This is a genomic window from Lentilactobacillus raoultii (assembly GCF_900411375.1).
Lineage (GTDB): Bacteria > Bacillota > Bacilli > Lactobacillales > Lactobacillaceae > Lentilactobacillus > Lentilactobacillus raoultii.
On record NZ_LS422992.1, the window covers coordinates 1 to 20954 of the forward strand.

General features: G+C 42.3%; 21 protein-coding genes. 11 read left to right on the top strand and 10 right to left on the bottom strand.

Features of this window, described 5'->3' with window-relative positions:
* Positions 1 to 178 precede the first annotated feature (178 nt).
* Together ED605_RS10115 and hisC are read left to right on the top strand one after the other, a co-directional pair.
* Entirely contained in the window at positions 179 to 763 is a 585-nt protein-coding gene (locus ED605_RS10115; RefSeq protein WP_121978784.1) for a peptidylprolyl isomerase, read from the top strand.
* Between the two features lie 152 nt (positions 764 to 915).
* On the top strand, positions 916 to 2028 hold the full coding sequence (gene hisC, locus ED605_RS10120; RefSeq protein ID WP_121978785.1) for a histidinol-phosphate transaminase: 1113 nt from the start codon (positions 916 to 918) through the stop codon (positions 2026 to 2028).
* Between the two features lie 68 nt (positions 2029 to 2096).
* Here the strand turns inward: hisC and ED605_RS10125 are convergent, their stop codons facing one another.
* The 3 genes from ED605_RS10125 to ED605_RS10135 form a co-directional block, all read right to left on the bottom strand.
* On the bottom strand, positions 2097 to 2855 hold the full coding sequence (locus ED605_RS10125) for an exodeoxyribonuclease III (protein ID WP_121978928.1): 759 nt from the start codon (positions 2853 to 2855) through the stop codon (positions 2097 to 2099).
* Between the two features lie 169 nt (positions 2856 to 3024).
* Positions 3025 to 3744 carry a DUF4811 domain-containing protein gene (locus ED605_RS10130; protein WP_121978786.1) on the bottom strand — a complete coding sequence of 240 codons (720 nt, stop codon included), beginning with the start codon at positions 3742 to 3744 and terminating at the stop codon, positions 3025 to 3027.
* Positions 3744 to 5219, bottom strand: a complete 1476-nt coding sequence (locus tag ED605_RS10135; protein ID WP_121978787.1) for an MDR family MFS transporter — start codon at positions 5217 to 5219, stop codon at positions 3744 to 3746. Before ED605_RS10135 ends, ED605_RS10130 begins: the two co-directional genes overlap by 1 nt.
* A gap of 229 nt (positions 5220 to 5448) precedes the next feature.
* On the opposite strand from ED605_RS10135, the gene ED605_RS10140 reads away from it, so the two are divergent.
* The 3 genes from ED605_RS10140 to ED605_RS10150 all read left to right on the top strand — a co-directional run bounded on the left by ED605_RS10140 (position 5449) and on the right by ED605_RS10150 (position 8467).
* Positions 5449 to 5907: a MerR family transcriptional regulator gene (locus ED605_RS10140; protein ID WP_162919790.1), complete on the top strand. Its 459-nt coding sequence runs from the start codon at positions 5449 to 5451 to the stop codon at positions 5905 to 5907.
* Between the two features lie 144 nt (positions 5908 to 6051).
* On the top strand, positions 6052 to 7236 hold the full coding sequence (locus ED605_RS10145; RefSeq protein WP_121978788.1) for an SAM-dependent methyltransferase: 1185 nt from the start codon (positions 6052 to 6054) through the stop codon (positions 7234 to 7236).
* A 211-nt stretch (positions 7237 to 7447) separates the two neighbouring features.
* Positions 7448 to 8467, top strand: coding sequence for a D-2-hydroxyacid dehydrogenase (locus tag ED605_RS10150; protein ID WP_121978789.1), 1020 nt, complete (start codon positions 7448 to 7450; stop codon positions 8465 to 8467).
* Positions 8468 to 8567: 100 nt separating this feature from the next.
* Here the strand turns inward: ED605_RS10150 and ED605_RS10155 are convergent, their stop codons facing one another.
* Entirely contained in the window at positions 8568 to 9065 is a 498-nt protein-coding gene (locus tag ED605_RS10155; protein ID WP_121978790.1) for a hypothetical protein, read from the bottom strand.
* A gap of 323 nt (positions 9066 to 9388) precedes the next feature.
* On the opposite strand from ED605_RS10155, the gene ahpC reads away from it, so the two are divergent.
* From ahpC to ED605_RS10175, 4 genes are all read left to right on the top strand, one after another.
* On the top strand, positions 9389 to 9952 hold the full coding sequence (ahpC, locus tag ED605_RS10160; protein WP_121978791.1) for an alkyl hydroperoxide reductase subunit C: 564 nt from the start codon (positions 9389 to 9391) through the stop codon (positions 9950 to 9952).
* Between the two features lie 186 nt (positions 9953 to 10138).
* On the top strand, positions 10139 to 10393 hold the full coding sequence (locus ED605_RS10165) for an AbrB family transcriptional regulator (RefSeq protein ID WP_121978792.1): 255 nt from the start codon (positions 10139 to 10141) through the stop codon (positions 10391 to 10393).
* The gene (locus ED605_RS10170) at positions 10390 to 10788 is read left to right on the top strand and encodes a type II toxin-antitoxin system death-on-curing family toxin (RefSeq protein WP_121978793.1); all 399 of its coding nucleotides are present in this window, start codon (positions 10390 to 10392) and stop codon (positions 10786 to 10788) included. The genes ED605_RS10165 and ED605_RS10170 overlap by 4 nt, the downstream gene beginning before the upstream one ends.
* Before the next feature lie 237 nt (positions 10789 to 11025).
* On the top strand, positions 11026 to 11760 hold the full coding sequence (locus ED605_RS10175) for a sulfite exporter TauE/SafE family protein (protein WP_121978794.1): 735 nt from the start codon (positions 11026 to 11028) through the stop codon (positions 11758 to 11760).
* Between the two features lie 42 nt (positions 11761 to 11802).
* Here ED605_RS10175 and ED605_RS10180 read toward each other — a convergent pair whose 3' ends face one another.
* Complete coding sequence (locus tag ED605_RS10180) at positions 11803 to 12234, bottom strand: MarR family winged helix-turn-helix transcriptional regulator (protein ID WP_121978795.1); 432 nt, start codon at positions 12232 to 12234, stop codon at positions 11803 to 11805.
* A gap of 207 nt (positions 12235 to 12441) precedes the next feature.
* Here ED605_RS10180 and ED605_RS10185 point away from each other — a divergent pair, with 207 nt between their 5' ends.
* Positions 12442 to 13824 (top strand): MFS transporter, encoded by a 1383-nt coding sequence (locus ED605_RS10185; RefSeq protein ID WP_121978796.1) that lies wholly within the window; start codon positions 12442 to 12444, stop codon positions 13822 to 13824.
* Positions 13825 to 13841: 17 nt separating this feature from the next.
* Here ED605_RS10185 and ED605_RS10190 read toward each other — a convergent pair whose 3' ends face one another.
* Positions 13842 to 14612 carry a Cof-type HAD-IIB family hydrolase gene (locus ED605_RS10190; RefSeq protein WP_121978797.1) on the bottom strand — a complete coding sequence of 257 codons (771 nt, stop codon included), beginning with the start codon at positions 14610 to 14612 and terminating at the stop codon, positions 13842 to 13844.
* A gap of 126 nt (positions 14613 to 14738) precedes the next feature.
* Positions 14739 to 15380, bottom strand: a complete 642-nt coding sequence (locus ED605_RS10195) for an NAD(P)H-binding protein (RefSeq protein ID WP_191981371.1) — start codon at positions 15378 to 15380, stop codon at positions 14739 to 14741.
* Between the two features lie 233 nt (positions 15381 to 15613).
* Between ED605_RS10195 and ED605_RS10200 the strand changes: the two genes are divergently transcribed.
* Positions 15614 to 18130, top strand: a complete 2517-nt coding sequence (locus ED605_RS10200) for a DUF5776 domain-containing protein (RefSeq protein WP_121978799.1) — start codon at positions 15614 to 15616, stop codon at positions 18128 to 18130.
* 119 nt (positions 18131 to 18249) lie between these two features.
* Here ED605_RS10200 and ED605_RS10205 read toward each other — a convergent pair whose 3' ends face one another.
* Genes ED605_RS10205 through ED605_RS10215 form a run of 3 tightly spaced genes read right to left on the bottom strand, consistent with a single transcriptional unit; the run spans position 18250 to position 20696 of the window.
* Positions 18250 to 19434, bottom strand: coding sequence for an amidohydrolase (locus ED605_RS10205; RefSeq protein ID WP_121978800.1), 1185 nt, complete (start codon positions 19432 to 19434; stop codon positions 18250 to 18252).
* An 18-nt stretch (positions 19435 to 19452) separates the two neighbouring features.
* Positions 19453 to 19914, bottom strand: coding sequence for a threonine/serine exporter family protein (locus ED605_RS10210; protein WP_121978801.1), 462 nt, complete (start codon positions 19912 to 19914; stop codon positions 19453 to 19455).
* Positions 19911 to 20696, bottom strand: coding sequence for a threonine/serine exporter family protein (locus ED605_RS10215; protein ID WP_121978802.1), 786 nt, complete (start codon positions 20694 to 20696; stop codon positions 19911 to 19913). The genes ED605_RS10210 and ED605_RS10215 overlap by 4 nt, the downstream gene beginning before the upstream one ends.
* Positions 20697 to 20954 lie beyond the last annotated feature (258 nt).

Consider the following 20954-nt stretch of genomic DNA (forward strand, 5'->3'; position numbering starts at 1 on the left):
AACTTTGTTTTAGCCTACTAAAACAGGCAACAAAGTATGTACCGGTGGCTAGCCGGGAATTGACGCTTGTGGACTATCATATCAACCATAGTAGAGAGCTTATGTCGAGGTGGGATAGGATGAAGCAAGAAAAATCTGGGTATACATTCAGGTATATTTTCAGTAGCAGAAACTTAACATGACATTACCTCAATTAGATTTAGCAAATGCAAAGGGCCCCAAAGCAACGATTAAGACCAATCACGGGGATATCACCATTCAATTATTTCCCGATCAGGCGCCTAAAACCGTTGAAAACTTCATCGCCCTGGCAAATAAAGGGTATTACGATGGGGTGACCTTTCACCGGGTGATCCCTGATTTCATGATTCAGGGTGGCGACCCAACTGGCACCGGTGCTGGTGGTGACAGTAGTTTTGGCGGCAGCTTTGAAGATGAATTTTCACCCGAATTATTCAACCTAAACGGTGCGTTATCAATGGCAAATGCCGGTCCCAATACCAATGGCAGTCAGTTCTTTATTGTGACCAATGAACACGTTGATGATGGCATGATTGGCCAAATGAAACAGGCTGGTTATCCGGATGCCATTATTGAAAAGTATCGAGATGGTGGCACACCGTGGTTGGATTTTCGCCACACCGTGTTTGGCCAAGTCGTTGACGGAATGGCGGTTGCTAAAGAAATCAGTCTTGTCAAGCGGGATGCGGCTGACAAGCCGGAGACTCCCGTTGTGATGACGACGGTTGAAATTTCCAAATAATTAAATTAAGTTAAATTAAAGGCTCGATGACGATCAAAATTTTTTGATCAGTCATCGGGCCTTAATGTTTTTTAGTCATGATGCTCTTTAATACTGGCCGGCACTAATTTGGTATATGATGAAGTTAAATAACTCTAAGGACGGTGAACATCATGGCTAAATTTGATCAGACATTTCGTAAGGAAATCAATTCCGTTGCGCCGTATATTCAGGGTGAGACCGAAGCTGAGGTTGCCCGACGGTATCATTTGAAGAAAGTGGTTAAATTAGGTTCTAATGAAAATCCATATGGGCCGTATTATCATGCACGCCACGCAATTCTTCGCAGTGTGACGGGCATCAACCGGTATCCGGAAGATGATTTTCTAGAAGCTAAACAGGTGATTGCCAGCCGGTTTGGTTTAAAAGCGGCCAATGTTGGCTTGGGAAGTGGCGCCGGTAACATTATCGAAACCATTTCCAAGATGGTGTTGAACGCGGGAGATGAGGTTTTAATTGCGCGCCAATCTTACCGGTTATACCGAGAAGCATCGAAGCTGATGGGCGCAAAGGTCATCGAAATTCCATTAACGGATGACTATCAATTTGATTTGGCTGCGTTTAAGGCTAAGATAACCGATCGGACTAAATTGATTTGGCTTTGCAACCCGAACAACCCGACATCAGTGGTCACAGATCCGACAAAGTTGGCCGACTTCATTGCCGGTTTGCCGGATCATGTCTGGGTAGTGGTAGATGAAGCTTACGCGGATTTTTCCAATCCCAGTCAATTACCGGACTTATTGCAATTTATTGGCCATAAGCGGCTCATGGTTTTACGGACATTCTCGAAATTTTATGGGCTGGCCGGCGCTCGGTTGGGTTATCTGCTGGGTGATTCACAAACCATCGCAGCTTATGACACGGTAACGGAACCGTTTAATTCCAGTCGCTCAGCTTTGGCCGCCGCAATTGCTTCCTTAAAATATGATCAGGACCAGGCTGCTCGGACGTTAACGCGAATTCAAGGTGATCGTGAAGGCTTAACCGAATCGTTGGAACTTTTGGGCTTTAAAGTGGCTAAGTCTGAGACCAACTTTGTTTTTGCTAAGTTGCCGGACGGAGCGCCAAACGCAACTGAGTTGACTCAGAAACTGATGGCAGCAGGGGTGATTGTTAGAGACGGAACACCATGGGGCTACCCACGGCACATTCGGGTGACCATTGGCAAACATGATGAATTGGAATATTTCCTTCAAAAATTGACGGCAATCTTGACAGCTTAAGTGAAACCGGACTGATGATGAGGCAACCTTTCTTAAGAAAAATTGCCCCACGGTTAGTCCGGTTTTTGTTAGAGGGGCTCGGTTAGCAGCTCAACTGGGCAATGATCGGAACCAAAAACGTCAGTTAAAATTTTGGCATCCGTTAAGTCGGGTGTTAAGCGTTGGCTGGTGATGAAATAATCGATCCGCCAACCAGCATTTCGGTCCCGGGCGTGAAACCGATAGCTCCACCAGGAATAGATGTCGGTCTTATCAGGGTAGAAGTGCCTAAATGTGTCGACAAATCCCTGATTTAAAAAGGTGGTAAATGACTGGCGTTCTTCATCGGTAAAACCGGCGTTATGGTGATTGGATTGGGGATTCTTTAAGTCGATTTCCTGATGGGCAACGTTTAAATCACCGCAAAGAATGACCGGTTTTTGTTGATCCAATTGAGCGAGATAATGTTGAAAGGCTTGGTCCCAAGCTAGTCGAAAGTCAAGTCGTTTTAATTTAGCACCGGAGTTTGGCACATAGCTGGTGACAAGGTAAAAGTTTGGGTATTCCAACGTAATGGCGCGCCCTTCGTGATCAAACTCGGGTGACTGGATCCCGTATTGGACACTAAGTGGTTCGTGCTTGGTAAAAATTGCGGTGCCGGCATACCCCTTTCTTTCAGCGTAATCAAAATACTGGTGGTAACCAGGCAGCTGCAAGTCAAGCTGACCGGCCTGCATCTTGGTTTCTTGAATACAGAAGAAATCGGCCGCCAGTTCTTGAAAAGTTTTCGTAAAATCTTTTTTAACGATTGCCCGTAACCCGTTGACGTTCCAAGAAATAAATTTCATAGTTAATTTTGACCATCCTTTAACTTTAATTTTGAGATGCTTCAAATCAATTTTACTATAGCAAAAGTCTTGAATGGTTTTTTGGTAGAATATTTTATAAGAAAAATAGGGGAACCAAAAAAGAAGCTGAAACAAATTGACTTTGTCTCAGCTTCTTTTGGCTAAACCATTATTTTTTTATTGAGCGAATCAGTTTTTGCATCGCTTGTGCCTGGAATTCAGCAGTTGCTTGCTTTTGAAGTTTAGCTTGCTGTGCTTTAGACATCTTTGGGTTCTTCTTCATGGCCGCCATCACTTGCTTGGTGACAAAAGCTTTTCCCTGAGCCTTTAATTGCGCTTGGTAAGACTTGCTCTTGAGTTTCTTTTGAAGTGCTTTGGCTTGATCAGTGGAAAGAACCAACCAATCTTTGTTGACATAAATTTTATTATGTCGTTTAACTAGTTGACCGTCTTCACCGGCAATCCCGAACCAAAATTTAGAAGCGCCACTACGATAGCGCCAACGAGTGGTTTGGGTTTCAATTCTTGGTGTCCCACTTTCCGTAATGACTTGGTTAGTGGTGTGGTTGACGGTCGTATGCGATTTCTTCTTTGCGTTTTCAGATGTTTGATAAATATAAACTTGATGCTTGTTAGCAGTTCCAATTGGCTGATAAAGCAATAGTTTCATTTGCTTTGACGGACTGGCCGAATAGAGGAGATGGTAACTTGCTTTGGTTACTTGTTTCATCCCATAATGATCTTTATCATTTTTAATAATAAAGACGGTTGATATGACCATCCCAATGATTGCCAAAATAGTTAGTCCCCAACTAAGTGGTTTGTTCTGAATATAAATAAAACAGATGAACGACAGAATGGCGCAAATCCCTAAAACGACTAGGATCATTATTTGTCACCTCCGTTTTTGGCTGTGTAGTCAGCTGATGACGTTCGATTCTTCATAAAGAAGGCAGTAACCAACGCCATCAAACAGAAGACGACGGCGACGATAAAGGCAGCGTGATAACCACCCAAAGTTGCATTAAAGAAGTCGTCTTTATATTTCAACGGGTTGGTTGTCACTAAATGATGTGCCGGCTTTTCGCTGTTAGTAACGTTTGTTAGGATACTAATTAGAATAGCCGTTCCAACTGAACTGGCAACCTGACGCTGCGTGTTATTAACCGCAGTTCCGTGACTTAATAAGTTCATTGGCAAGGAGTTCATTCCAACCGTCGTTGACGGCATCATGGCCATTGAAATTCCAAACATTCGGATTGCATAGAAGACCACAATATAAGTAGTGGGCGTATCTTTTGTAATAAAGATAAATGGAATGGATCCCAATGTTAAAAGTGCCATCCCGATAATTGACAGGTGACGGGCACCATACCGGTCAACGGCCCGACCGGTAATTGGACTCATAATTCCCATCATTAAAGCACCGGCCAGCAAGGTTAGGCCGGATTCAAAAGCGGACATTCCTTTAACAATCTGAAGATACAGCGGGATCACCATTTCGACTCCGACCATGGCCATCATTGTGACAGAACTCAGAATAGCGGAGACTAGGAACGGAGTTGATTTATAAACCCGAAATTCCAAGAACGGCTTGTCCATTTTAAGTTGTCGCCAGATAAAGATAGCGATGAAGATCGCACCAATAATCAACGTTGAGATCACCTTGGTGCTGCCCCAACCGTCATCACCAACGGACGAGAAGCCGTAGAGCAGGCTACCAAATCCAATGGTGGAAGTGACAACCGAAAAGATATCGATGCCGGTCTTCTTGGTTGGCAGAACGTTTTTAACAAACCAGAAACTGCCAAGAATGACGATCAGCAATAATGGTAAGATCATGCCAAACAAATCTCGCCACGTTGCATTATCAATCACCCATCCGGAAAGCGTTGGGCCAATGGCAGGTGCCAGGCCAATAACGATTCCGGCAAGGCCCATGGCGGTTCCCCGCTTATCAGGCGGAAAAATTGACAGCATAATGGTCTGAAGCAGTGGCATGGTAACACCGACTCCTAATGCCTGAATGAGACGGCCACCCAATAGGAAACTAAAGTTAGGCGCCGTATAACATACAACGGTCCCAATGAAGAAAACGACCATTGCCGTCATGTAAAGGGGCTTTGAATTGAACCGGGTACTCAACCAGGCACTGATTGGGATCATGATCCCGTTAACCAGTAGGAACCCGGTTGTCAGCCATTGAACGGTTGACGTTGAAACATCAAATGCCTTCATGATAGTGGGAAAGGCGGTTGACAGAATTGTCTGATTTAAAACCGTACAGAAAGTTCCAATCAGCAGCAACACAATCATCAAGCCGCGATTATAGGCTTTCCCGTTAATATCGACCGATTTAGCCAAAATCTATTACCTTCTTTTCTCTAAAAAATTGTTTTCATCTGAAAAACGATACTTGAATAATATAAGAGCATTTACTCTAATTGTCAACTATCTTGACAAAGTTATTTAAAAATATATACTGAATGTCAGGAAATATGATTACGATATTAAATTGTCTTACAAATAAAATGTTGATTTATCAACATTGGAAACCATTACAAAAGCAATTTTTGTGAAACGAGGAATAGAAGTGGATAAAGAATTTCAAAAAAAGCTGGCTAAAATTCTTGAAAAGACCGACTGGCATTTGGGAATTGGTGATGTCGAAAGTGCCACCGGAATCTCCCAAACCAAGTTACGTTATTGGGAGCGCAAGGGCTATATCAAGAGTGCTCAAGGAAAGGGGCAGAATCGAAAATTTACTTATAGTACCCTGATGAAGGTTTATCAAATGAAAATGTATTTGGATCAAGGGTATACACTAGCTGTGGCGGCGGAAAAAGCGGAGTCTAAAAATCAAATTATGCGGACTTTGAAGCGGGTGATTTTTGATCGGTATGAAGGTATCGAAACCCTTGAAGGTTGCCCAGCGATTAATTTAGGCTCACTGGTCGGTGATCCGGATCATTCACTTTATGCAATTGTCCGGAGTGATCACACGGATTTAAAATTATTCCCTAAGCAGCGGGATAATCAAGCCGAAGTTTAGGTGACAATGGTCTGCTGGGCCAGAATGAATTCGACGGATGGTTTATGGGATTCATTAGATTTTTAAAATTAACACTTGATTTTTACCCGGGTAAAAGCGTTAAACTGATACTATATTTATTTATAAAATTGTTGGAGGACTCTAATGCTGGAAAAAACTGTTTATAAAGAATTGCTAAGCCACGCCTTTGACATTCCGGTTTCGGTAACTTATTGGAATGGCAAGACTGAAACTTATGGCGGCGACAATCCGCAAATTAAGATTGAAATCAAAAAAGACATTCCGTTGAAGGAAATGACTTCTCAACCAACGTTGGTTTTGGGGGAAGCCTACATGAACGGTGAGATTGAAATTACGGGAAGCATTCAAGAATTAATTGCCTCCGCTTATCGAAAGGGCGGCAGCTTTTTAACGAACAACCCGTTTTTGAAACACCTGCCAAAGATTTCCCACTCTGAAAAAGAGAGTAAGAAAGATGTGCAAAGTCACTACGATATCGGTAATGACTTCTACCGGTTGTGGCTTGATAAAACGATGACCTATTCATGCGCTTATTTCGAGCACGATGACGATACTTTGGAGCAGGCTCAAGTAAACAAAGTTCGCCATATTTTGCATAAATTAAAGCCGATGCCGGGCAAACGACTACTTGATATTGGTAGTGGTTGGGGCACGCTGATTTTCATGGCGGCCGAAGAATTTGGCTTGAACGCGACTGGCATTACTCTAAGTAAAGAGCAATACAATTACACGCAACAACAGATAAAAAAACGTGGCCTGGAAGACAAAGTCAACGTCTTGTTAACGGACTATCGTGAAGTCAAGGATCAGTTTGATTATGTGACATCTGTCGGGATGTTTGAGCACGTTGGTAAAGAAAATCTTGGCCTTTATTTCCAAGATGTTCAGAAGTTCTTAGTACCTGACGGCCGAGCATTGATTCACGGTATTACCGGGCAACATGAAGGTGCTGGGGTTGATCCATTTTTGAATAAGTACATTTTCCCAGGTGGTTATATTCCAAACGTTGCTGAAAATCTGACTCATATCATGAATGCCGGTCTTCAGTTAACTGATCTGGAGCCCTTACGTCGACACTATCAACGAACACTTGAAATGTGGTATGCCAACTACACTAAGGTAATCGATCAGGCTGAAAAGATGTATGGCAAACCGTTTGCCAGAATGTGGTCGCTATATCTTCAAGGAGCGGCTGCTTCATTTGAGGCTGGTAACATTGATGTTATGCAGTATCTCTTAACCAAGGCCCCAAGTGGAACTGGATTGCCAATGACCCGGCAATACGTTTACCAGGCGGATGGCGAATAATTTAATTAAATGACAAAACGGCTGTGATGTTCCGGATGGAATGTCGCAGCCGTTTTTTGCGATTTTAATGATGGAGTGTCTCACGTTGGTGCGAGGCACTTTGACTTTTTTCTTTCTATGCGGTACGCTTTCAGTATCATTTAATCAAATTTTCATTTTACTTGTGCGATTCTGCACAGGTTTAAAACCAGTTAACAGAAATAACACATAGGTGGTGGGCTTCTTGAAAAAGATTTTGGCGTACAACATTTTGGAATATGAACGAGAATTTGTCCTCGAATGGGCAAAGGAGCATCCCGACGTTCAAGTTGATTTTAATGCCATTGAGTTGCACGATGATACGGTGCAGTTGGCAAAGGGTTACGACGGGATTGATTATCGGCAGCGCAGCAAGCTTTCCGATGACTCAAAATTATATGAAACACTGCGGGAATATGGGATTCATCAGTTAGCACTTCGATCGGCCGGGGTGGATTCGTGCAACTTAAAAGCAGCTAAAGAAAATGGGTTAACCATTACCAACGTCCCGTCTTATTCACCAAGAGCCGTAGCTGAAATGACCTTAACCCATGCGATGAATTTGATTCGCCACATTCCGCAATTTCAAAAACGAATTCGCCAAAATGATTATATCGTCAACGGACTTCGGTCAAAAGAAATTTCCAACCTCACTGTGGGGATTATCGGCGTGGGTCGAATTGGCAGTACAGTGGCCAAAATTTTTAAGGCATTGGGCGCAAAGCGGGTTCTTGGCAACGACATTAAAGAAAACGATGAGTTTCGTGATTTAGTTGAATACACGACTAAAGAAGACATTTATCAACATGCCGATTTAATTACCATGCATACCTACATGAGTGACCAAAATTATCACATGATTGGGCAACCCCAATTTGAGAAAATGAAGAAGACGGCTCTGTTTATTAACTGTTCACGCGGGCCGATTGTTGACACCGATGCGCTGGTAACGGCCTTGGAAACTGGCCAGATTGCGGGTGCCGGCATCGATGTGATACAGGATGAAACGAAGATCTTTAACCAATCCTTTGTTGGCCAAGATAAGATTCCACTACCGGTTTATACTAAATTAATGAACATGGAGAACGTTTTCTTAACGCCGCACGTCGCATTTTATACCGATCATGCGGTTAAGAACATGGTCAAACAATCATTAGATGATACATTGATGGAAATTTCCGGGAAAGAAAGTCCCCACCGAGTTCGTGTTTAACATAGATCGTCCATTAAACTAAAGTCCCCAACTGATTAATTCGAAGTTAACCGGTTGGGGACTTTAGTTTAATTGTCAATTCATCAATTTTTTAATACTGTTACTTTGAAGTGGCCGTTTTTGATTGAGTGGTCGGCAATTGTGAGTCTGCCAATGGCTGGTTGGCTGTTGACGACTGAGACTGGGAAGCGTGAGTCATTAATTTCACTTTAGAAGCCGGCACCTGACCGTTAAAATGGCCTTGCCGATTTTCAAATAAGCCATTATGTAACTTGTTTCGAAGTGTTGTGGCGTCAAATGGATTATCGACAACGTAGTGCTGATAATAATCTTTACCATGGCTGACAATCACGGTGCCCTTTGGCAGGACCAGTTTCTTTTCAATAATTGATGTGTTATTTTGCTGGTCGTAAAACTTCAAATTACCTTTAAATTGTTTTTTGACTTGATAAAACTTATTTCTGACGGTGCCATCGTATTTATCAATTAGCCCTGAACTGGGTGATTTTGAATGAGAGTCGGCACTCGCCATTAATGAATAGTTGGCAATTCCGATTAATGATCCGAAGATTAATGCAACTAGAAGTAGCCTTTTCATAGAATGTCCCTTCTGTGTAATAATGACTGAAGTTAAAAATCAATCAAACCTGAATGTTGGTTTAAACCCACTTTATCGTGAAAATCAGTGTTTGTAAACCATTATTCACTAGAGTTGAATCAATAGTAGCTGAGATTATCACACAGTTGACACTCTGCACTAAATGGCTAACAATGCAGAAGACTGCAGAATTAGTGAAACAGATTCAGCGAAATTAGTTAAGCGGGGTAATTGTAATTAATATTATTTTAGAATCGTTATTGTATACTCTTCAAAATTAGTTTAGAATAGAACTAGATTAAAAATATTTGGAGGGATTTTGAATGAACTTTATCGGTAAAGAAATTGAAGATTTTAAGGTAAATGCTTATCAGGACGGGGATGTTAAATCTATTACCAAGCAGGATCTGTTAGGTCACTGGTCAATTGTCTTCTTCTACCCGGCTGATTTCTCATTTGTCTGCCCAACTGAACTTGGTGATTTAGCCGACAATTACGACGCTTTCAAACAAGCCGGTGCAGAAATTTATTCAGTTTCCGAAGATACTGAATTTGTCCACCAAGCATGGCACGAAAAGAGTGATGAAGTCGGTAAGGTGGAATATCCAATGGTTGCTGACCCAGCCGGCAAGTTGGCTCGCTTCTTTGGTGTGTTGGATGAGGAAGCCGGTCAAGCTTATCGGGGTGTCTTTATCATTGACCCTGAAGGTAAAGTTCGTTCTTACACCATTAACGATATGGGCATCGGCCGAAATGCTCAGGAAGTTCTGCGGACATTGGAAGCCGCTCAATTTGTCGCTGAACACGGCGATCGCGTTTGCCCAGCCAACTGGAAACCAGGTGAAAAGACGTTGAAGCCAGGGACCCAATTAGTTGGTAAAATCTAAACCCGCTTTTAACCGGTTGGTTTAAACCATTTAAAAAGGCCATGTTATTTTTCCGATTATTGGGAGAAATAACATGGCCTTTTTGAAGCTCTAGAAATAAAAATCCTAATAATTTCTTAGTTGGCTTTAGTTTGAATAATGTATGTACCATATGCTAAAATGTACATACGCGGGGAGGGATGAATCATGATTAATCCTGAAGATTTAAAGCAGGAAGTCTCAATGTTTAAAAATGGTCATTCATATGCATTTCGGGTTTCAAAAAAAGATCGAGAATTTCTAAAAGCGGATGAAACCACCAAATTTGAAAAAATTGTTTCTCCTGATGGCAGACAAATTACCTTTCGCAAAGTTGAACAAAGCCACCCTGATGTTTTAAAAGCGGCCAGCAAATTGTATGATCAGCATGAAGATTTGATGAAACGGTTAGAAAACCTATGAACTATTTGTCCAAAGAAGATATTATTGCAATTCACCAAATGGTATTGACACGATCTCGTCATCAACTAACCGGAGTTCAATATCCACAAGGGTTGAATCTGGTTGTTGAGCAACCAAAACAAGTTATTTTTGGCCGTGAATTGTATCCTAATGTCTGGATTAAGGCAGCCTATATTATCCAAAAGATAACCAAAAAACATCTTTTTGTTGATGGTAATAAACGAACAGCGCTTTTGTCGGGGCTGGCATTTTTAATGGTTAACGGTGAAACACTGGATTTCACGGCTGATGAAGGTGAGAAGTTGATTTTGAGTGTTACAAACGGTGACGATACTGAAGAAGTAATGCTGGCACTTGCAGAGTGGTTGAAAGCGCATCGACTGACTGCACGTTAGCTGAAATCAACAATTAAACTAAAGGGTCATGTTATTTTTTCGACGATTACCGGGAAAATAATATGACCCCTTTTGAGTGGATCGGCTTGTGATAGAATTAATTCTATTGGATATAATATGTGACTGATTCACTTGCATACACATGTGAATTAATTTTGAAATATTACTTAAAAGAAGGCTGGCGTTAATGCTCGAGATCGATTCTATTAACTTTCTAACTATTTGGAGGTGGTCTGCTTGGCGGTTTTATTGATTTTTCTCGGTTTTCTGATTGGAGCATTCATTATCAGTATGGGTGGTGGTGGTGGTTCCTTTTATTTAGGGGTTTTAGTTGGGATTGCCCACCTTTCCCCAGCCGGCGCTGCGGCAACCTCATTATTTACCGCCTTACCAGCGTTGGCGGTTGGCACTTATAGCCATTATCGAACCGGCAATATGAAATTCAGCTATGGCAACAAGCTATTGATCACGGCGTTACCAGCTACCGTGATTGGCAGTTTAGTTTCAGGGCTGATTCCGGTGCTTGTTTATAACTGGGTGATTGCGATAATCCTATTTGTTTTGGGCGTTCAAACAATTCGAAAATCATTTGGTAATCGGCGCAAGACTAACTTAAAGCCTTGGACCGTTTATTTATTTGGCGCACTCAGTGGGTTGATGGTTGGGGTTGCCGGCTTAAGTGGTGGTGGACCGGTTATGGCCGGCCTATTACTGCTTGGGCTGAATATGCCGCAAGCCGCTGCCACTTCGTCGTATGCGCTGATTGCGCTATCGATTGTTGGCTTGGGGTTTCACTTTACGCAGGGAAACATTGATTGGCAGGTGGGCTTGTTACTAATGGTCGGTTCGCTTGTTGGGGCAGCAATTATGCCACGCATTCTGGCGAAATTTGATCCGCGTAAGGTTACACTGATTCTTCGCCCGGTCATGGGAATTTTGCTGGTTATAATGGCCGTTCGATTCGTTGTTTAAAAAAGCCTTCCTGCCAAGTAGTGAAACACTTGGTAAGGAGGCTTATTTTAGTTGATTGGTCATATGGTTGTGCAGCTTTTGGAGTTGGCTAACAAATAAGTCGGCATCTTTGCCAAGCAATTGCTTTAAAGCTTCATCGTTTTGATCATAAAATTGCCGAATTTGAGTGGCGTATTGACGAGCCTTAGCTGTTAGAACAATTATTTTGAATCGACTATCCTTTTTGGAAGGGGCTCGCACAATCAACGATTTCTTTTCCATTAGTTGTAATAGAGCAGTTGCCGAAGATTTTTGGATGTTAAATTCATGCTCGACGTCAGTTTGGTAGAGATCGCGTGTAGCTTCGTTGCGATATAAAAAATCAATGATACTCATTTGAACCTGGGTGATGCCAAGCTGCTTGGCTTGCCGACTTGAATAACGCTGAAGATCGTTGTCCAGATTTTTAATTAAAATGCCGATTTGTTCAGACATAGGGTTACCTCGATTGTTCCAATTCGAATTAAATGGATTTTATTAAAGTTTAACTGATTTTTGGCTGGTTGTAAATTGAAAATAATAACCCTTTATTAAGAAGCGAGATGACTAAAAATAAAACCGATTGATGGGATTTGTTAGTTGACATTATCCTTAAAAACGCATATAGTTCTATATCGAACTGTAAATGAAAGGAGTTTTTAAATGACTAGAAGCGTCTCCCTAAAATTATACTTATCGATTGTGGCCACTGGCCTGATGGCTTTCTGTGGGGTCTTGATTGAAACTGCCATGAACGTCACTTTTCCGACGTTGATGAAACAGTTTGGCGTTAATACGGCGACTATCCAGTGGTTGACAACAGGGTATTTGTTAATCGTCTCAATTTTTGTCCCGATTTCCGGCTTTTTAAAACGGCGATTTACCACTAAACAACTCTTTTTAACAGCTAATCTTACTTTTTTAATTGGTCTGTTGATTTGTAGCTTTACCAATAATTTTACAATTTTATTGGTTGGTCGGTTGATTCAGGGAGCCGGCACCGGGGTGGCACTCCCCTTGATGTTTAACATCATTTTGGAGCAGGCGCCACTTGATAAACTTGGTTTTCTAATGGGCATTGGAACACTGGTGACAGCAATTGCGCCGGCGATTGGGCCAACTTATGGTGGCTTGCTGGTTGGTTTGGATTGGCACTATATTTTTCGAATCTTATTAGTATTGATTGTAATTTCATTGATTTTGGGCATTGGGTCGATTACTCAAGTCACTCAGCCTAAGCATGTCAAGCTTGATTTTTCGTCATGGCTTTTAATTGCAATCTTCTTTGCCGGCGCTATTTTGGCTTTTAACCAATTAGCAAGTTCGATAACAATGGCTTTGGCTTATGGTGTGATTGGCGTGGCCGGTCTCATTTTGTTTATTTTTCGGACAAAGCACACGTCAAATGCACTCGTTAATCTGGGTGTGTTTAAAAGCCAACCGTTTACGCTTCACCTAACCGGCTTTTTGATTATGCAAATCATTAATGTTGGGGCCGCCTTTGTGTTGCCAAATTACTTGCAATTGGTCAACCGGGTAAGTTCGCTTGAAGCTGGGATACTATTATTACCGGGAGCCGCTATTGGGGCCGCTTTGGCGCCGGTTAGTGGTAAACTTTACGATGCATTAGGTCCAAGCAAACCAATTAAGCTGGGATTGACGATTCAATTGATCGGGGTCGTTTTACTTTTGGTAACAGCTTTAACGGCGAATACTTGGATTGTGTTGACCGGCTATGTATTTGTGATGCTTGGGACCGGATTTGCGATGGGCAATATCATGACAAACGGCTTGGCACAAATTTCTAAAGCTCAAAGTATTGATGGAAATGCAGTCTTTAATACGCTGCAACAATTTTCTGGCGCGCTGGGAACAGCCATCATTTCACTAATCATGTCATTGGCTCAGGTAGCGACAAACGAAGTTCATTCAACGGCTGTGGGTGCCCAACATGACTTTCTGTTGTTGGTAATTCTTGAACTCTTGGCGATTTTAATGCTATTGGTTGGATTACGACGCGGCCAATCAAAAAAGACCACCGATTAAATTCTCGGTGATCAAATTCAAATTAAGTGATAGTGGCGCAAACCCTCTAAAACACCATGATCACTTTTGGCAACGTAACTGGCCCGTTGCTTAAGCCGATGACTAGCCTGCTTCATTGAGATACTATAGTCGGCCAGGTTGAACATGCTTAAGTCGTTATTTTGGTCACCAAAAGCATAAACGTCAATTTCCGGATGGCCAATTAACCGTTTAATTTTAGTGATCCCTTGAGCTTTGGAGATTTCAAGCGGCATGACGTCAACGGCATCCGGGGCGTATCGAAGAATGCTCAGCTGATTGTGGAAAGCAGTCTGGTAGAGTGCTTCCTTGGCTTGCTCAATGTATAAATTAAGGAAGTTCACCGGTGCGTGTTGAAAGAAAGTGGGGTCAACAAAAGTATCTAATAAATGATTTCGCGCAATGTGTCGACTGGTTAGGGGATTCAAACCGCTGACGGCGAATCCCTGCTGATTAAAAAAGCCGACATCATCATGGTGCTCGCTGGCAAATTGAATGACGGCTTGAATCTTTTCAATTGGGAATTGGTAGTTTTGAATGGTTTGATCTTTGTAAACGATGTAGCACCCATTAGCCAAAATGTACGTGTGAAGATCCAACAAAGTCAATAAATCAGTGATTTCGTAATAACTTCGACCAGTTGCGATCACTGGCAGGATATGGTTGGCCTTTAGTTGTTTGATAGCTTGAAGGGTAGTCGATGAAATTTGAAGTGGCCCCGCATCACACAGGGTGCCGTCCAAATCAAAGACTGTGATGGCGTTGATCATGGCAACCTCCTTAAAATGACAAAATGAACGATCCGAACTTGAAAGCGAAAAGTGCTGTGCCTTCATTCGGATCGTTTTTTTGATTAACGTCATTGTATGTGAGAATTAGCCGATTGGCAAGCTAATTTAATAAAATGATGGTTTATCAAAGTTGGTGTTTGGTTCGTTAACACCTAAACTCTTTCGGGCGTATTTACCTGAATCATCCTTTAGAATATTAACGATTAACTTGGCAACCGCTTGACGGCTAACCTCGGTTCCACCAAATGGTTCTCCGCTTTGCGTCAACTCATAATCGGTATTTTGGTCATCATCGAAAAGCCAAGCCAAACGAAGTTGAGTATAGTCCAAATCGGATTTCTTAAGAACGGCAGCTGTTTTCTTCCGGCGTTCAATGGAGCTGGCAATCATGGCGTTGTTCCATTGGCCAAACTTACCCTTGACTTCATCTTCAACGCCTAGAACAGTTGCGGCAATGATTTTTTTAACGCCAATCGCGTCCATTTGAGAAACAATGTTTTCAACGGCCTTTAAGTCACGCATTTCATCCAGATAGACAGCATCAACGCCATCTAATGCGGTGTCTAATGCACGTTTATCATTGAAATCACCATCAATGACTTCCTCACGACTCGGATCGGTGACTTTGATGCGTTTGGACGCGTTACGGGCAAACAGTTTCAATTTGTAATCGGTTTGTTTTAGTAGCTCAACAATCAGGTATCTGGAAATTTGACCAGCTGCTCCAAGAATTAAAATGGTTTTCACAAGAATTCCTCCAATCATGAATTGAATTTTTTGTTATCACAGCTTCACTATACCGCAAATGTGGTGTGATAGCGAAGGTGTCAACTAACTTGCTGGCTTATAAGTTGTTAACAACTCAAATATAACTATTTAGAATAATTATTGTTTAACGTTGAATAGCTGAGAAAGTGAAGCTACAATGTAGGCAGAATGGTTGACGTTATATAACAATGTTTGGATGGGGGTATTAGAAAATGGAAGATTCAAAAAAGATTAATTATAGTTTACATACCGTGTATCAAACGGGCTTGGCAATAACCGGTGTTATGCTGTTTAGTTTTTCATTGGGGATGGTACAGCCTAATTCTGTCAAAGGAGCTTCTTCTTCACAGATCGCCAGCTCTCTTCAAAAAAGTAGTAGTGCTTCGACCAAGGATGTAAATAGTCCAGTCTCGACAATAAATTCAGGGGATTTGGATCAGGCTGATTCTCAGAACTCTTTAGATTCTAATTTATCAACGGATAAAAATAAGCCTACCGTAACAGAAAATAATAATTGGCTCCATTTTTCTTTTACTTTTGATCGAAAAGATGGGACTGATACCCCCTTTATTAAAAAAGGTGATCAATTTAAAGTTCAATTCAGCGATATAAGTGGGATTCAATTTAGTGATTTTCGGTACACTGCTTCAGAGGTTGAACCGCCAACAGTTGACCTAAGTGGATTATTCGATTTTAAGAAAGAGGGTAATACTTTAACGGTCACAGCGACTCAGGATATGAAGGCCGTCAAACGGGTAGTGTTGGGACTAGATGGCAGAACCCAATCAACTTCTACTGACAATGCAGTGACCGCAACAAGTTCGTTTGATGGTCAAATGGTTAAAACTAACCCTCAAAACTATTATTTTAAAAATAGTAAGTCTTCTAATAATCCAGTTGCCCAAAATACTGACATTGCGATTTTTGGACACTATACTGGTGGTGCATTACACTCCACACGTGATAATAACCCTAGCTATTCTGATAATTTTTGGGCAAATGATTCAGGCAATAAGCTTTATTTTTGGCATAGTCAAAACGCAATGGTTGCCTATGCACAACTTTCTTTGCCCTATGATAATAAAATTCGCCCTACTAAAGTTAAAGACTGGAAAATTGAATTAGTAAATGATCAAAAACACGAATTATTAAGTAGAAATGCACGGGTTGAAATTGCACCGAATGATAAGCCAAACGATTATCCATTTGACATGATGGGATCTGGTAATCACCCGAACTACACTTATCAGTTGATTCAGGACGCAGATGGGAAATCGCTTGATTTTAGTTCTTCTAATCTTCCTCCAAGAAATGGCAACTCACCTTCAGATCCTCAACCTACAATTAACATTACTTTTTACATTGATACTGAAAAGGATCCGCAGACTGGTCCAAGCGATACAATTCATTTAAGAACCTCATGTTTAACTGATAGAGGATCAATTGAGCCAAAAGACTATACATTATCTTACATTCCAAATGGACAATATGGGTTTTCACCATTATTCACTGCGAAAGATGATCAAGTTGATCTATCAACAGCTGTAGGTAAAAGCTTTCCTGGCACTTTAAATGATTTACTGAAAATGGATTCCAATACCATAAAGAATGATTTTGTTAAGGCTGGAAGCGCCGGGGATTATGACGATCCAGATGGAAGTAATTATAGTTACAAAATAGTGAGTGTCGAGCCGTCCACTAGTGGTACTTCGTCTGTTTACGAAAAGAAGAATGGTAATTCGTACAATGTCGAAATTGAAGCGACTAAAAATTCTGGTGGTGAGTATAGCAGAGGAAATACAATTTTAAGAAATGCGACGTTGACGTTTACTGGTAGTAGTTCCGGTGGCGGTGGCAGCACCCCGGTTACCCCGGTCAATCCAGTCAACCCGGTAACGCCTGATACACCATCTAGTTCAAGCTCGAGTTCAAGTTCCAGCACCAGTTCTAGTTCGAGCTCATCAGTTGCTTCATCGTCCTCAAGTGTGTCAACACCTAGTGAACCTTCTGAACGACCGACGTTTCCGGATTACGTTGCCAAGAAAGGGATGGCTGTTTACTCACTTAAGAAGATCGGTCTTTACAGCAGGAAAAACTTCTCGACAAAGGCTCGCAAAGCTTGGTATTCACGCAAGCCACGAGTTTATCGGCCAATGTTTGTTGTTACCGGCTATGCCCGTTCCTCGGTTGGTCACTTACGCTACAAAGTCCGTGACGTCAACCACCTGACCAAGAACCGCAACAAGAAGGGCTATATTACCGCCAACTGGAAGTACGTTCGCCCTGTTTATTATGCGAAGAAGCACTCAACAGTCACCATGATTAATCCACGCGGGGTTAACGCATATAAAAAGGTTAATTTGACCAACGAAGTGAAGCACTACAAACAGGGAACTGTTCTAAAAGTTGCCAAAGCTGTGCACTATCATTTAACGACGCGTTATATTTTGCCAAATGGTCGATACATTACAGCAAATCGAAAGTTGGTTAAGATGGGCCGCCACCATTTTCCAAAGTATGTTCGAGCTCGGAGTGCCCTTAACCGTTATAGCGACGTCAACCTTAACAAACGGAATCATCATTACTCTAAACGCAGTCACAAATTATTTAAAGTTTATGGGTTTGATTACTCACACGCTAACAGCGTTTCTGATTTGGGTGCTTTGCGTTATCGGGTTGCCCATGGTTACATTTCTGGGAATTCTCGACTGGTTAGAGTCATTCGGTAAGTGTTTGAATAATTAAATTTAGGATAGCAAAGCACGTCAACGATTTTTTGGAATCGTTGACGTGCTTTTTGCAAATTGTTCAGGATTACTTTTTCGCTTTTCTTGAGTCAATACCGCTATTATCTAAACAAATAATCCAACGTTGCCGCTCCGGCAGCCTTTGCCGCAATCAGTAAGCAGCGTTCGTCCATCATAAAGTTGGGGCTGTGGTGGGGATGAGTTTGACCATCGTTGATATCACACCCGACATACAGAAAGACGCTTGGCCGTTTCAGTGCAAAATAAGCAAAATCTTCCGAAGGATCCTGAGCACCAAAGTCGGTCACCTGGGTGATTTCTGGGATCTTGGCTGATTTAATGGCATCCACGGTTTGCGTGGTGAAGCTCGGATCATTGTAGAGGACCGGCGTGTCGGTAATCAGTTGATAATCGGCCTTAACACCAAAGGTTGTTTCAATGCCTTTAATGATTTGTTTGATTTGCTGGTGAATGACTTTTCGGGTGCTTTCTTTCATAATTCGAATATCGCCCTTGAGTGTGACGGCTTCCTTAATGACGTTGTAGGTGCCAGCCCCGTCAAAGGAGCCGACGGTGATGCTGGCATGATCTGCCGGTTCGATTCGACGTGACACAATCGTTTGGAGTGCTGTGACAAAATAACTGCCAGCCACAATTGCATCGTTGGACAGTTGCGGCATGGAAGCATGACCGCCCTTTCCCGTGAAGGTGACGGTAAAATTTGATCGGCCAGTTTGGCTGTTACCCAGATGATAGCCGATAGCACCAAGCGGCATGGTTGACATCACGTGAATCCCAATGACGTTGTCCACGTTATCCAGGGCGCCATCTTCAATCATTGATTTGGCCCCACCGGGATAGACTTCTTCTGCTGGCTGGTGAATGATCCGGACAGATCCTTTAAGCTGATCTTTAAGTGCAATTAGATTTTTGGCCAGCACCATCATATAGGCAGTGTGACCATCATGACCACAAGCATGCATCACGCCTGGATTTTGCGATTTAAATGGCAAATTGTTATCTTCTTGAATGGCCAGTGCATCAAAATCGGCTCGTAAAGCCAATTTTGGACCGGGATGACCACTATCGATATCGACCAGAATCCCATACCCATCGCCGCAATCACGGACTGGGTAGTTTAGATTTTGATAGAATCTTTTGATGTAGGCGTGGGTTTCCTTCTCTTTAAAAGAGACTTCCGGATGTTCGTGAAGGTGACGCCGAATCTGAATCATTTCATCTTCGGATTGAGAGAGGCGCTGCATTAATTCCTGTTCTAAAGTCATGTTGTTCCTCCTGATAGGTTAATTTGATCGTTGCTGAGCTTGGATCAGTTTGATTAATAAGGGTTTAATTCGATAAAAGATCACTTCTGCGACCACAAAGCCAACGGCCAAGGCAATCGCAATTGTCAGTGTGTTAAATAAGTAGGTGGTAGTTTGGGATTCCCGCCCTAAAGTGAAACTACGCATCCCTAAGTATAGAATTCCCCCTGGCACCAATGACACCAAGCTGGGAACGTAGATGATATTCACGGGAACCTTGAATAGGACGGCTGAAATGTTTCCCAAGATGCCAATAACGATGGCCGCAAAAAAATTGGGCAAAATTAACCCGTGATCAACTTGCAGTACCAAGTAGTAAACGGTCCAAGCAACTGAACCAGTGATGCCAGCGGGTAACAGTGAGCGTCTGGGAATGTTGGTGATGAGGCCAAAGCCGACGGTTGAAGCTAAACTCACCACAAATTCAATTAAGACTCTCATATTGGCCCACCTCCCAGCCAGCCAAATAAGAGCTGAGACAGTGAAGTGCCAATGACCACACCGGCACCAATTGAGCCGGCGATGATCACGGCGTCAACGGCTCGAACGACGCCAGAAATGGTGTTGCGATCAATAATTTCACGAAACGAATTGGTAATCGCCACGCCGGGCACCAATGGCATCAACGCACTAACGATCATATTGCCGGCACTGCTGCCAAGTCCCGATAATTGAAGAAACGCTGCTAAAAAGCCGACGACAAAGCCACCGCAGCCTGCTGCGACGTATGGCGTCTTAATGTGTTGACTGGCCAATACCGAAGCCAAATAGCCAAAAATGCCGATAAAAAAAGCATACCCCAAGTCTAACCAGGTTGCTTTGAATAGCAACATGGGGGCTACCGAAACAAAACCGGCGCCGATAATTTTTAACGGCCAATTGAAATCAATCACCTTTCGATTAATTTTATCTACAGCTTTTTTTAACTCGTTAAAGCTGATTTGGCCACGTACAAATTTTCGGGAAACGGTATTAATTTCGTCAACCTTTTGTAAATTCCAATCCCCTAATCGGACTTTCACCAAGTGGGTGCGGGATTGGTTATTGGTGCCGACAAACAGTGCGGTGATTGTAGCATGACAAGCGATATCGTAGTGGGCCGCCTGACCAATGTATTCAACCGTACTTTCCACCCGGGAAGTTTCGGCACCACTGGTTAGCAAGATTTTACCCACTTTACCACAAAGTGAAATGAGTTCGTCTTCAGTAACTGAATTTTCCATTTGTATAATCCTCAATCTCAATTAATGTCTATCAGTATTATAGGCGTTAAATGGATTTTTTGGGAACAAAATTTGTGGAAGTCGTTGATGCGTGATCGTGGCAGTGATAGAAAAATGTTATTAACGTTTGGGGATTTGCCTCAATTTAAGGCCTTTAAGGGTTAATTTGGTCATGATGGCCACCTCTCTTGGCGGCATTTTATCGGTAAAATGAGAGGTTACAGAAATTAATAGTAGCGCGCTATCAACGCCGTTCAT

Coding starts and splice junctions, on each gene's coding strand:
- ED605_RS10145 (WP_121978788.1), top strand. CDS start 6,052: ATGCTGGAAAAAACTGTTTATAAAGAATTGCTAAGCCACGCCTTTGAC.
- hisC (WP_121978785.1), top strand. CDS start 916: ATGGCTAAATTTGATCAGACATTTCGTAAGGAAATCAATTCCGTTGCG.
- ED605_RS10205 (WP_121978800.1), bottom strand. CDS start 19,434: ATGACTTTAGAACAGGAATTAATGCAGCGCCTCTCTCAATCCGAAGAT.
- ED605_RS10115 (WP_121978784.1), top strand. CDS start 179: ATGACATTACCTCAATTAGATTTAGCAAATGCAAAGGGCCCCAAAGCA.
- ED605_RS10165 (WP_121978792.1), top strand. CDS start 10,139: ATGATTAATCCTGAAGATTTAAAGCAGGAAGTCTCAATGTTTAAAAAT.
- ED605_RS10185 (WP_121978796.1), top strand. CDS start 12,442: ATGACTAGAAGCGTCTCCCTAAAATTATACTTATCGATTGTGGCCACT.
- ED605_RS10210 (WP_121978801.1), bottom strand. CDS start 19,914: ATGAGAGTCTTAATTGAATTTGTGGTGAGTTTAGCTTCAACCGTCGGC.
- ED605_RS10200 (WP_121978799.1), top strand. CDS start 15,614: ATGGAAGATTCAAAAAAGATTAATTATAGTTTACATACCGTGTATCAA.
- ED605_RS10215 (WP_121978802.1), bottom strand. CDS start 20,696: ATGGAAAATTCAGTTACTGAAGACGAACTCATTTCACTTTGTGGTAAA.
- ED605_RS10155 (WP_121978790.1), bottom strand. CDS start 9,065: ATGAAAAGGCTACTTCTAGTTGCATTAATCTTCGGATCATTAATCGGA.
- ED605_RS10130 (WP_121978786.1), bottom strand. CDS start 3,744: ATGATCCTAGTCGTTTTAGGGATTTGCGCCATTCTGTCGTTCATCTGT.
- ED605_RS10125 (WP_121978928.1), bottom strand. CDS start 2,855: ATGAAATTTATTTCTTGGAACGTCAACGGGTTACGGGCAATCGTTAAA.
- ahpC (WP_121978791.1), top strand. CDS start 9,389: ATGAACTTTATCGGTAAAGAAATTGAAGATTTTAAGGTAAATGCTTAT.
- ED605_RS10170 (WP_121978793.1), top strand. CDS start 10,390: ATGAACTATTTGTCCAAAGAAGATATTATTGCAATTCACCAAATGGTA.
- ED605_RS10180 (WP_121978795.1), bottom strand. CDS start 12,234: ATGTCTGAACAAATCGGCATTTTAATTAAAAATCTGGACAACGATCTT.
- ED605_RS10190 (WP_121978797.1), bottom strand. CDS start 14,612: ATGATCAACGCCATCACAGTCTTTGATTTGGACGGCACCCTGTGTGAT.